At 46.4% G+C, this 12,112-nt stretch carries 9 protein-coding genes and 1 pseudogene; 5 read left to right on the top strand and 5 right to left on the bottom strand.

Translation table 11 applies throughout. The features are described from left to right. Nucleotides 1-232: 232 nt before the first annotated feature. The 5 genes from cysM (at nt 233) to FTV29_RS12790 (ending at nt 6,489) form a co-directional block, all read left to right on the top strand. Entirely contained in the window at nt 233-1,162 is a 930-nt protein-coding gene (gene cysM / locus FTV29_RS12810; RefSeq protein WP_005098086.1) for a cysteine synthase CysM, read from the top strand. Between the two features lie 18 nt (nt 1,163-1,180). Beyond that, entirely contained in the window at nt 1,181-1,999 is an 819-nt protein-coding gene (locus FTV29_RS12805; protein WP_005098085.1) for a 3'-5' exonuclease, read from the top strand. Between the two features lie 6 nt (nt 2,000-2,005). After that, complete coding sequence (rlmD, locus tag FTV29_RS12800; protein ID WP_005098083.1) at nt 2,006-3,382, top strand: 23S rRNA (uracil(1939)-C(5))-methyltransferase RlmD; 1,377 nt, start codon at nt 2,006-2,008, stop codon at nt 3,380-3,382. Nucleotides 3,383-3,426: 44 nt separating this feature from the next. After that, on the top strand, nt 3,427-5,736 hold the full coding sequence (locus FTV29_RS12795) for a bifunctional (p)ppGpp synthetase/guanosine-3',5'-bis(diphosphate) 3'-pyrophosphohydrolase (RefSeq protein WP_005098082.1): 2,310 nt from the start codon (nt 3,427-3,429) through the stop codon (nt 5,734-5,736). Nucleotides 5,737-5,835: 99 nt separating this feature from the next. Continuing rightward, nucleotides 5,836-6,489, top strand: coding sequence for a hypothetical protein (locus FTV29_RS12790; protein WP_159138807.1), 654 nt, complete (start codon nt 5,836-5,838; stop codon nt 6,487-6,489). Between the two features lie 47 nt (nt 6,490-6,536). Here FTV29_RS12790 and secF read toward each other — a convergent pair whose 3' ends face one another. From secF to FTV29_RS12765, 5 genes and pseudogenes are all read right to left on the bottom strand, one after another. After that, nucleotides 6,537-7,511, bottom strand: coding sequence for a protein translocase subunit SecF (gene secF, locus FTV29_RS12785; protein WP_171509130.1), 975 nt, complete (start codon nt 7,509-7,511; stop codon nt 6,537-6,539). An 8-nt stretch (nt 7,512-7,519) separates the two neighbouring features. Further along, nucleotides 7,520-9,418 (bottom strand): protein translocase subunit SecD, encoded by a 1,899-nt coding sequence (gene secD, locus FTV29_RS12780; RefSeq protein ID WP_005168609.1) that lies wholly within the window; start codon nt 9,416-9,418, stop codon nt 7,520-7,522. Between the two features lie 51 nt (nt 9,419-9,469). Further along, nucleotides 9,470-9,799 (bottom strand): preprotein translocase subunit YajC, encoded by a 330-nt coding sequence (yajC, locus tag FTV29_RS12775; RefSeq protein WP_005098077.1) that lies wholly within the window; start codon nt 9,797-9,799, stop codon nt 9,470-9,472. Nucleotides 9,800-9,900: 101 nt separating this feature from the next. Next, entirely contained in the window at nt 9,901-11,031 is a 1,131-nt protein-coding gene (gene tgt / locus FTV29_RS12770; protein WP_005098076.1) for a tRNA guanosine(34) transglycosylase Tgt, read from the bottom strand. A 119-nt stretch (nt 11,032-11,150) separates the two neighbouring features. Continuing rightward, nucleotides 11,151-12,001: pseudogene (locus tag FTV29_RS12765) on the bottom strand (hypothetical protein). Nucleotides 12,002-12,112: the final 111 nt, after the last annotated feature.

Genomic DNA, 12,112 nt, shown 5'->3' with positions numbered 1-12,112 from the left:
AATACAGTGAAAAGCGGGCGATGAAGACTTCAGTCGTCTGAAAGTCCGGGGCTGAAAATAACGCTTTTATATTCACAGCTGAGCTGCTTGATCTTGCTAAATCACAGGGAAATGAAGTTTATAGCAGGATACTGAGTCTGTTTTAGAGAGTTTCCTGAAAAAGCAGTGCTAAATGGATGCAGGGAAAAGCATTTTTTCATACAATAGCCGCACCTCGATATAGGTGCACACAATGAGTAATACCACCCCCGATTTTCAAGCAGATGAATTTTTGTTAGACCACTATGTCGGCAAAACGCCACTGGTGCGTTTACAGCGTCTGGTAAGTCACACTCAAGCTACAGTACTCGCGAAACTCGAAGGCAATAATCCGGCAGGATCGGTCAAAGACCGTCCGGCCTATAATATGATCATGCAGGCCGAGAAGCGTGGACAGATCAAGCCGGGTGATACCCTGATTGAAGCAACGAGCGGAAATACGGGGATTGCATTGGCGATGGTCGCAGCGATGCGTGGCTATAAAATGAAGCTGATCATGCCGAACAATATGAGTCAGGAACGTAAGGATGCGATGCGTGCTTATGGTGCCGAGCTGATTGAAGTTACCAAAGAACAAGGCATGGAAGGTGCACGTGATCTGGCCGCTCAAATGCAAAATGATGGCGTGGGTCTGGTACTGAATCAGTTTGGCAATCCGGATAATGTCGAAGCACATTATCTGACTACAGGTCCTGAAATCTGGCAGCAAACCGGTGGCAAGATTACCCACTTTGTCAGTTCTATGGGTACAACCGGCACTATTATGGGTGTCTCGAAATATCTGAAGGAAATGAATCCGGAGATTCAGATCGTGGGTTTACAGCCATCTGATGGTTCAAGCATTGCCGGAATCCGTCGCTGGCCGGAAGAATATCTGCCGACCATTTTTGATCGCAGTCGCGTGGATCGTATTATCGATATTCCACAAATTGAAGCTGAAAAAACCATGCGTAAGCTGGCGCAGAAAGAAGGCATCAGTGCTGGTACTTCATCTGGTGGTGCAGTGTGGGCTTCCATAAAGCTGGCGGAAGAACATCCGGATGCCGTCATTGTGTGTATTATTTGTGACCGTGGTGACCGTTACTTGTCTACAGGGTTATTCTCTGTGCAAGATTCTGAATAATTATTTGAGCACTGTGTTATGCGCCTGCCTGTTTTAACTTTCGATATTGAAACCCAAACCGATCTCAAATCAGGCGCGCATTTATTTGGTCTGGACTTGCCTGAAGCAGATCTGGATCAGGCCCTGACCAAACTGCGCCGTCAGGATTCAGGCTCTGATTTTCAGCGTCCGCCCTTGCATGAAATTGTCTGTATTTCCGGTTTATGGATCGATGAGCAGGGCATGAAGCTGTTTTCTTTTAGCCGGGAACAGCATTCTGAAGCGGAAATTTTAAGAAAATTCTTATCGATTTTTGATAAGCGTCATCCGACGCTGGTCAGCTGGAATGGTTCACAGTTTGATTTACCGGTGATTTTATACCGTGCCATGTATCATGGACTCTCTGCACCGAGTCTATTCGATCAGGGCGAAATTGACACGCAAAAGCGTTATAATAACTACCAGAATCGTTACCATCATCGTCATGTCGACTTAATGGATGTGATGGCCATGTTCCATGCGCGTCATTTCCAGAAGCTGGACGATGTTGCACATTTGCTGGGTTATCCGGGTAAACGCGGTGACGGGGCCTATCGGGTTCCTGAATATGTCCGCAATCAGCAATGGACCGAACTGACCTCTTATTGTGAAGGCGATGTGCTGAATACCTGGCTGGTCTATATCCGCTGGCTGTTGTTAAAAGGACAGCTGTTATTGCCGGATTATCAGCATTTGCTGCACAGTACGATTCAATATTTGCATACCCAACCGCAGCATGCGGACTTTTTATCGGTTTGGCGTGAAACGTCACAAAGAACTGACTTTACCCGTTTTGATTTTCCAACTCCCACATCCTAGGTTTTCATGAAGCATCGAGCACACACACGTCCTACCCAGCAACCCGAGTACATTTTTCAGGTTGAGTCACTTTCGCATGAGGGACGTGGCATCGCTCATTATGGTTCACACCCGGATCATCCACCGCATAAACACGGCAAGAAAGTCTTTATCCGTTATGCCTTGCCCGGTGAAACCGTGCGTGCTCGCATTACCCGTGAAGTTAAAAAACTGGAAGAAGCTGACAGTCTTGAATTACTCAGCGAAGCTTCCGAAATTCGCGTCAAGCCGATCTGTGCACATTTTGGGGTCTGTGGCGGCTGTAATATGCAGCATATCGCAGCCGATGCACAGATTGAACTAAAACAGAATGTGCTGAAATCGCATTTACAGCATTTTGCTGGCATCCAGCCTGTGCAGTGGCTTGCACCGCTACGTTCCGAGCGTGAAGATTATCGCCGTAAAGCCCGGATCGGAGTGCGTTATCTGCCGGCTAAAGACACATTGGTGGTGGGTTTTCGTGAGAATCAAAGCAATAAATTAACCTCGATTGATCGCTGCATGATTCTGGATCGTGAATTTGGATCGCTTACAAGCCTTAAACAATTGCTGCAAAGTCTCAATGGCAAGGCTGACATTGGTCATATAGAATTGGCCATGGGGGATCAGGATATTGCCTTACTGGTGCGTGAAACTGCAAAATTATCAGTGGCTGATGTCAACCAATTGCGCGAATTTACGTTACAGAAAGGCTGGCAACTGTATGTGCAGCCTGCCGGCAAAGATACACTCTCGCGAATTGATGCTCCAGATGCCGCGGCGCGCTTGCACTATAGTCTTGATGACTTTGATGTGAAATTCGGTTTTAATCCTGTGGACTTCACTCAGGTGAATTCGACTATCAATCCGCAAATGGTAGCGCTGGCATGTAATTTGCTACAGTTGCAACAGGGTGAGCGGGTTCTGGATCTATTTTGTGGATTAGGAAACTTTTCTCTAGCACTGGCACGCTGTGTAGGCACATCCGGTCAGGTGATTGCGGTGGAAGGGAGTGAAGAAATGGTGCAACGCGGTGCGGAAAATGCCAAAAATAATGGTATTGCCCAAGTTGCTTTTTATTCACAAGATTTAACCAAAGATTTCTCGCACCAGACTTGGGCAAATCAAGGTTTTGATGCATTATTGATTGACCCGCCACGTGCTGGCGCAGAAGAAGTCATGCATTATCTTCCTCAGTTTGGCGCAAAAAGAATCGTTTATGTGTCATGTAATCCTGCGACACTCGCAAGAGATGCAGGGCTCTTGGTACAACAGGGTTATCGCCTCACTCAAGCCGGAGTGATGGATATGTTCACGCATACTGGGCATGTTGAATCGATTGCATTGTTCGAAAAAGAAAATTAAATGAACGATTGAAGAAATGATGTATTTACAAGTAGGAGAAGGGTATGGTCACAGTACGTGAGCAACTCCCTGGACGACTCAATGAGTTGTCACAGGAGACGACTGTAGAACATGCCGAACAAGCACACCACGATCTGACTGAGTGGTTGGATCGGGTTCGTGGCATATTAGATGGGGCACCTTTACAGCAGCTCGAAGAAGTCGCCCACTTAACATTAGAAAGAGAGCTGCAAAGTACGGTTCAGCATCGTTCCAATACCTTTTATACCGGTATTGAGATGGCAGATATTTTGGCACATCTGCATGTCGATGAAGATACCCTGTCTGCGGCCATGCTCTATCGTTCGGTGCGTGAAGGCGTCATGCCACTGACTGAAGTGTTAGAAAAATTTGGTGAGCAAGTGCATAGCCTGGTCAAGGGCACGCTGGCCATGGGTAAACTGTCTGAACTGATCGAAAAAAATAAACGTCTGGAAGACCATTTCGATAATAATCAGCGTGAACATCTGTCCGGCATTTATAAAATGCTGATTTCAGTGACTGAAGATGTGCGTGTGGTTCTGGTGAAGTTGGCAGAGCGTACCTATGCCTTGCGTGAGCTGACCAATTCCTCGCGTGAACGTCAGGAGCGGGTTGCCCGAGAAATTCTGACGATCTACTCACCACTGGCGCACCGTTTAGGCATCGCCCAGTTAAAGTGGGAACTGGAAGACTTGGCCTTCCGTTATCTTGCGCCAGAACGTTATAAAGAAATTGCTTCTTTACTGAATGAAAAACGTTTAGAGCGAGAGCAATATATTCAATTCGTGATTGATAAATTACGCAATGAATTGTCTGAATATGGCATCGAAGCTGAAATTAACGGACGCGTAAAACACATTTATTCGATTTATCGAAAAATGAAAAGCAAGAGCCTGAGTTTTGACCAGCTCTATGATATTCGTGCCTTAAGGGTATTGGTCAAGAGCGTACCGGAGTGTTACCACAGTTTAGGGATTGTACATCAGATCTGGCGACATATTCCGCATCAGTTTGATGACTATATTACCAATCCAAAAGCCAATGGCTATCGTTCCCTGCATACGGCTGTAATTGCCGAGAACAAATCACTTGAAGTGCAGATTCGTACTTACAGCATGCATGAAGAAGCAGAGCTGGGGGTGTGTTCGCACTTTAATTATAAAGAAGGCTCGAAAACCACCGATCATTCTTTTAACCATCGTTTGCATTCCTTACGCGCAGTTCTCGAGCATTATCAGGAACGCAATGAGTCCAGTGCACATAAAGAAGCAGAAGATGAAATCGAAAACTTCGAACATATTCAAGACTTCGAAGGCTTCGAAAAAATTTATGTGTTTAGTCGTGATGGTGATATCAAAGAGTTGCCGCGTGATTCAACTGTGCTCGACTTTGCTTATCATGTGCATACCGAAGTTGGTAACAAATGCTATGCCGCGCGTGTCAATCAGCGCTATGTGCCACTGACCTATACCCTGAAAACCGGGGAACAGGTCGAGATTCTGACCAAAAAAGACCGTGAGCCGAATCGGGACTGGCTGGTTAACTCTCTGGGTTATATCAAGACTGCACGTGCGCGCGACAAGTTGCGCCACTGGTTCCGTCAACAGGACCGCAGTAAAAACCTGGAAGTCGGCCGTGAAGTGCTGAATAAAGAATTGTCACGTCTGGCGATTCATCCAAAATCGATCGATTTGAGTGATTATTGCAATCATTTTAATGTCAAAACTGGTGATGACATTCTGGTGAATCTGGTCAATGGTGATATCAGCCTGCATGCCTTGATTAATCAGGTGAATCGTCATATGCATCTGGATCAGGATGAACCTGAGCTGGTGCTGAAGCCAGCGCTGAATCCGCGTGCCAGTCATACCCTGTCAGCGCACGGTATTCTGATTGACGGGCTGGATAACGTAGAGCTGCATGTCGCGCAATGTTGCCAACCGGTGCATGGTGAGTCGATCGCTGGCTATATCACCCTGAATCGTGGGGTAAGCATTCATAAGGTGGCTTGTCCGGACTATGTGCGCATGATCACCCAAGAGCCTGAACGTGCGGTAGAAGCCGACTGGGAAATGCAGCCGACTCGTGGCCAGAGCGTACAGATTGTGGTGGAAGCCTATGATCGACGTGGTCTGCTCAAAGATTTGACGCAAGTGATTTTCTCCGATCAGATCAATATCCGTCAGGTCAATACCATTTCGGAAGCGGATGGTATCGCCAATATGAAGCTGTTGATTGAAGTCAAAGGCCTGGCGCAACTTTCCAAGCTGCTGGCTCGTCTTGAGCAGCAACCGGGGATTATTAGTGCCCGTCGTCTGGTACAGGGTACTTAAATTCCTATGAAATCAGTTGAAAAGCCTGCAATTTGATTGCGGGCTTTTTTATTGTAAGGTATTTGAATAAAATGGATAAAAAAAGATCAGTAGATGGATATGAGTGCGCCAGAAATATTTGAACGAAGACGACATCATCTGACAAAAGTGATTGATCAGCTGATTGACACCCAGCAATTTAAAACCGGCAAAGAGATCTGCGAGCATTTTGGCTTGTCTGCTGCCTATATCGCACAGTTACTGAATAGCAAACGTCAGATCGGGGAGAAGGCGGCAAGGGAACTGGAACAGCAGCTTGGCTTAGCCCGTTTAATTCTGGATCAGACGGTCGAGCCGAAGATTGAACTTGCTACAGCTATAGAACAGGTCGCTTTGTTTCAGATGCAGGTGGTACAGCAGCAGGCCTTTAAACTCAATCCCATAGATTCTACGGTTTCGTTCAATCCGGATATTTTTCATCTGCAAGCACAGCATTATGCGATTCAGGTGGCAGAGCGCTATTATTTTCCCAGTCTGAAACCGGACTGGTGGCTGGTTTGTGATAAAGAGTTGCCAGTTTTGGGGATGTGCTGTGTGTATCTGGCCAACGGCTTGCAGCTCATTTTAGAAGAGTTGGGCGAAGCTCAGGATGTTTATGAATTTCGAAGTCTGGATGAAAATCGGAAAGTCATTTTCCAAAAAACAGATATTGAAAAAATCCATCCAGTGATTGCGATTCTGCCGGCTACTTCAACATTCAAACAGCAGAAATAATTCAGCCCATCCTAGGACGGGCTGAACGATGAAAATGAAATATCAGATTAGGGAATCTGGTTTTCGTCTTCAAATTCTGGCTTGACTTGTACGATAAAGTCCTGACGGTTTAAACCACGCCAAAGTGCAAATCCAGTCCCGATATAGATTGAAGAGTAGGTACCGACAAAAACGCCGACAAACATCGCAATCGAGAACCATTTCAGGCCATCACCACCCATGAGCATCATTGCAACAACAACCAGCAATAGCGTCATAGAGGTATGAATGGTACGGCGTAAGGTTTCGGTCAGGGCAATGTTAATCACTTCAAGCGGTTCTGCACCCCGAATCTTACGGAAGTTCTCACGGATACGGTCAGAGACCACGATATTATCGTTCAGTGAGAAACCAATGATCGCAAGGAGTGCCGCAAGTACCGTCAGGTCAAATGGCCACTGCGTCATGGCAAAAATCCCGAGGGTCACCACGATGTCATGGAACAGCGACAGTACTGCACCGATCGCCAGTTTGAGCTCAAAGCGGATGGTGACATAGACCAGCATCAGTAAGAGCGCCAGTGCTACAGCACCAGCAGAACGAACATAAAGCTCGTTACCCACCTGTCCGCCGACCACATCAAGCTTCGGTACCTCTGCCGCATTATTTGGCAGCTGAACCGCTGCTGTGACCGCTTTGGTCAGGTCTTCAGCTTCAATGTCTTCCTGAACGGGCATACGTACCATCAGGTCGCGTTCTGAACCCAAAGTCTGCACCACGGCATCGTTGAAGCCAGCCTGGCTGAGTGCCTTGGAAACATCCTCCGGTTTGACCGGATTGGTATAGTTCAGCTCGGCTGCCACACCACCGGTAAAGTCCAGACCCAGGTTCAGACCTTTAGTGGCAATAAAGAACAGACTCGCAACCGTTAAGAAGATAGACAACAATGCCGCAGGCAAAGCAATCTTCATAAACGGAATGACGCGTTCGTCTTCAGGGCGACCATACTGTTTCTGATTCAGTTGAGTATTTTCAGTCATCATCGATCTCCTTAAATGCTCAACTTTTTCAAGTTACGTTTTTTGCCATAAATGATCTGTACCACGGCACGGGTCACTGTAATGGCAGTAAACATCGAGCAGACGATACCAATCATCAGGGTCACGGCAAAGCCTTTGATCGGACCTGTACCAATCGCGAACAGAATAAATGCAACCAGGAAGGTGGTGAGGTTCGAGTCGAAAATGGTGTTATAGGCTCGATCATAACCCGCCACGATCGCCTGTTTCGGCGAGGCACCCCATTTCATCTCTTCCCGTATTCGTTCACAGATCAGTACGTTGGCATCGACCGCCATACCGATGGTAATCACGATACCGGCAATACCAGGAAGGGTCAGAGAAGCACCAATCCATGACATGACGGTAAGAAGCATGGCCAGGTTAAAGACCAGAGCAAAGTTGGCAATCACACCAAACAGACGGAAGAATACCACCATCCAGATCGCCACCAGAATGAAGCCGATTTGCGTTGAAAGTACCCCTTTGTCGATGTTTTCCTGACCCAGACTTGGACCAATCACACGTTCTTCGACAAAGTACATTGGTGCAGCCAAAGCACCTGCACGTAGCATCAAGGCAAGTTCAGCAGCTTCCTGCGGAGAATCCAGACCAGTAATACGGAACTGAGAGCCGAGTACCGCCTGAATAGTTGCAGCATTAATCACGACAGATTCAGTATATGGGGTACGAACTTCAGTTTGAGTACCGGTCGCAGGGTCTTCCACATAGCTAATGCGCTGTTTGTTCTCGATGAACAGTACCGCCATACGTTTGCCAACCGCATTACGGGTCGCATCCGACATCAGTTTGCCGCCTGCGCTGTCTAGCGTAATGTTGACTTCAGCACCGCCGGTGTCCTGACTAAAGCCAGAAGATGCATTCTGAACACGTTCACCAGTCAAGATCCGGTTGCGGTTCAAAAGCAGCTGACGACCACTGTCCAGGGATTCATAAGCGAATACTTCTGTACCTGGTGGCAATGTGCCAGTCGCCTGACCGGTATATGGATCAATATATTGATCATTCAGGTCAGAAACCAGACGAAACTCAAGGTTTGCGGTACGACCCAAGACACGTTTTGCTTCTGCAGTATCCTGTACACCCGGCAATTCAACCACAATACGGTTGCTGCCTTGGGTTTGCACCAATGCTTCTGCCACACCCAACTCGTTAATACGGTTACGTAAGGTGGTCAAGTTCTGGTTGACTGCATAAGACTCGATTTCTTGCTTACGTACATCAGTATAAGTCAAACGTAAAGTCGAGCCGGTATCAGTCGCAACAGCCTGCTGGGTAAACTCATTGCCATTACGGCGCAAGAAGTCCATTGCTGCAGCACGATCATCGTTGCTGGCAAACTGCACCACAATGGTGTTGCTGCTTAAGTTCAGGCTATTAAATTTCAGGTTGTTATCACGCAACTGACGACGTAGGTCTGTCGCAGAGGTTTCCATGCGCTGCGCAATCGCTTTGTCCATGTCCACTTCGAGTAAGAAGTGAACACCGCCACGTAAATCCAGACCCAGCTTCATTGGCTTGGCACCAATTTTTTGCAGCCATTCCGGCGTGGTCGGGGCAAGGTTCAATGCAACCACGTAATCATCACCTAATCCGCGACGTAAAGCTTCTTTGGCTTTAAGTTGCAATTCACTTGAATCTACACGTAATAAGGCAGCATTGTTGCTAAAGCTATTGTCATGGGTGGCAATATTTTCAGTTGTTAAAATTTGCTCTGCTTTTTGTACGATGCTTGCATCAATTTGAGTACCGGCTTTGGCACCCGAAATCTGTACAGCAGGTTCATCTGGATACAAACTTGGCAGGGCATATAAGGTACTGATGACTAGTACAACTAGAATCAGTACATATTTCCATGCTGGGTAACGCATTTATTTTCTTCTTAAAATGAAAAAGTCGTGCAAGGGCACGACTATTTTTGATTAAAGGTTATTTAAAGTGCCTTCAGGAAGGACTGAAATCACACTCGCACGCTGAACTTTAACTTCTACGCCACGGTTCAATTCAACCACTGCGAAGTCACCTTCAATCTTGGTGATTTTGCCCATTAATCCGCCTGCAAAAACGACTTCACTGCCAACACCAAGGCTTTCAACCAAAGCACGATGTTCTTTGGCACGTTTAGATTGAGGGCGCCAGATCAAAAAATAGAAGATTGCAATAAAAACCGCAATCATCAAAAGGTTCGCCATCATGCTGGGTTGTTGTGCAGCTTCACCTGCAGCGTGAGCAGTCGAAATAAAAAGGCTCATTACATTTTCCTAAAATAAAAAAACTGGTGATCAACTTGATAATAAATTGACATATTCTTGCAATTTACATTGTCTTTTTCCTCAGCGCAAATGCTGATGGATTAATCTTGCGGGCAAGGGGGTACTTCCAGGCCACGACGGGCATAAAAGTCCTGCACAAACGCATCAAATGTACCGTTGTCCAAGGCATCACGCATGGATTCAGTCAAGCGCAGGTAATAACGCAAGTTATGAATGGTACCGAGCATCGAACCAAGCATTTCCCCACATTTTTCGAGGTGGAATAAATAAGCACGAGTGAAGTTGGTACAGGTGTAGCAATCGCAATGTGGATCAAGCGGGCTTTGATCGTGACGATATTTTGCATTACGGATCCGTACCAGACCATCTGTGACAAAATAATGACCATTACGTGCATTTCGGGTTGGCATCACGCAGTCAAACATATCGACACCACGGCGCACCGCTTCCACAATATCTTCAGGCTTGCCGACACCCATCAAATAGCGCGGTTTATCTGCCGGCATTTGTTCTGGAAGATAATCCAGTACCTTGATCATTTCCTCTTTAGGCTCGCCAACGGACAGACCGCCAATCGCGTAACCATCAAAGTCAATATCAAGCAGGCCTTTTAACGATTCTTCACGTAAGTCTTCATACATGCCACCCTGAATAATCCCAAACAGTGCATTACGGTTTTTCAGAACCTCATGATGTTGGGTTTTACAGCGCTTCGCCCAGCGCAAAGACAGTTGCAAGGATTTTTGCGCTTCTTCATGCGTCGCAGGGTAGGGCGTACATTCATCAAAAATCATCACAATGTCAGAGTTCAGCGTGTGCTGAATGTCCATTGAAATTTCAGGCGATAAAAATACTTTTGAACCATCGATGGGTGAGCGGAAGGTGACCCCTTCTTCTTTAATTTTACGCATTGCACCCAGACTGAATACCTGGAAGCCACCGGAATCGGTCAAAATGGGATTATTCCACTTCATAAATTCGTGCAGGCCACCATGTTCACGAATCACATCGAGTCCTGGACGTAAATACAAATGGAAGGTATTGCCCAAAATGACTTGAGACTTGATCTCTTTAATATCACGCGGCAACAGGCCTTTCACCGTACCGTAAGTGCCGACAGGCATAAACATCGGGGTTTCAACCACACCATGTTCAAGCGTTAAACGACCACGACGGGCGCGACCCGACTGACCTAATTTTTCAAACTTCATAGGAGTTCCACATCCAGGCGAAAAAACAGTTCGCTGCTAGTTCATAGCTAAAGGGCGCTATTTTCCTTGATTCTTACGCTAAACGCCAGCATTGTAGAGCATTCGCTCTGTAATTTTATTTATCGTTGAATAAATGCAAGATCAGGTGAAATAGTCGAATTTGCAGAAAACTGTTGCAAGCGCTGCTGGATATCTTCCCGGCTAAGAGCACAGCTGCCATCCGGTTCAGAGGCCATGGCGGCAATATGCTGGATCAGTTTCTGGATATAGATATTGCTGTCGATAAAGTAGGATTCCAAGGTCAGCAAATAGGCATCGTGCGCCACTTGCAGATAATCATAAGGCTCCATCACCAGCATTTGCTCCAGATCAATCAGAATGTCTTTGTCATTTTGCGAGAGTTTTAATCGCTTACTGATTTCAGAAAAAGGCTGGGCATGTCGGGAGGCTAGAAAGTTTTGCAATAAGGCACTTTCTGGGTTGAGTTCCAGTGCAGATCGGCGTTCAAATTCGGCCTGGTTTGGCAGGCTCAGGAAAAAAAGTATATTGCCCAGATCCAGACCATAGGCTTCGGAGAGGCGATATTTGGCCTGTTTGAATGTTTGCAGTAATAAATCCAGATGTGTTGTGTGGAGCTGTTGCTGTTCTAATAGCGGATGACCAAAACTATGCTGGGTTTTAAAATAATCAGCCAGCAAAGTTTTGAAGGGGATCAGTCCAGAGTCGGGCGCAGCTTGTGCCCGATAACGCCATTTTGGGACATTCCAGCGATCTTGTTCAGCCAGATATTGCCGCTGATCTTCCGGATCTTTAAAAATATGCATTCAGTCGAAATGGCCAGATCATCCAGCAGTAAAAATTCGTCAAAGACCAGACTACAGGCATAGATTCCATCGTCCTGATAATGGTCATAAAGCTGATAAAATTCTTCCACCAGCGTCTGCTCTAAGCGCTCTACATAATTCAGCATAATTTTTATTCTTTATTTTATTGGTTTTATAAAGGTGTAGCTTCATCCTGGGTCATTTTATTATAAGTTGAGTACGCCAGGATGAGAAAGTCGATCAGATGAGATAGTTGC

Source organism: Acinetobacter sp. YH12254, from assembly GCF_013417415.1.
In the GTDB taxonomy this organism is placed as follows: Bacteria; Pseudomonadota; Gammaproteobacteria; order Pseudomonadales; family Moraxellaceae; genus Acinetobacter; species Acinetobacter pseudolwoffii.
Note: the sequence above shows the minus strand (reverse complement) of the source record. Positions and strands in the feature narration are given on the sequence as shown.

Coding starts and splice junctions, on each gene's coding strand:
- rlmD (WP_005098083.1), top strand. CDS start 2,006: ATGAAGCATCGAGCACACACACGTCCTACCCAGCAACCCGAGTACATT.
- secD (WP_005168609.1), bottom strand. CDS start 9,418: ATGCGTTACCCAGCATGGAAATATGTACTGATTCTAGTTGTACTAGTC.
- tgt (WP_005098076.1), bottom strand. CDS start 11,031: ATGAAGTTTGAAAAATTAGGTCAGTCGGGTCGCGCCCGTCGTGGTCGT.
- FTV29_RS12790 (WP_159138807.1), top strand. CDS start 5,836: ATGAGTGCGCCAGAAATATTTGAACGAAGACGACATCATCTGACAAAA.
- yajC (WP_005098077.1), bottom strand. CDS start 9,799: ATGAGCCTTTTTATTTCGACTGCTCACGCTGCAGGTGAAGCTGCACAA.
- secF (WP_171509130.1), bottom strand. CDS start 7,511: ATGATGACTGAAAATACTCAACTGAATCAGAAACAGTATGGTCGCCCT.
- FTV29_RS12795 (WP_005098082.1), top strand. CDS start 3,427: ATGGTCACAGTACGTGAGCAACTCCCTGGACGACTCAATGAGTTGTCA.
- FTV29_RS12805 (WP_005098085.1), top strand. CDS start 1,181: ATGCGCCTGCCTGTTTTAACTTTCGATATTGAAACCCAAACCGATCTC.
- cysM (WP_005098086.1), top strand. CDS start 233: ATGAGTAATACCACCCCCGATTTTCAAGCAGATGAATTTTTGTTAGAC.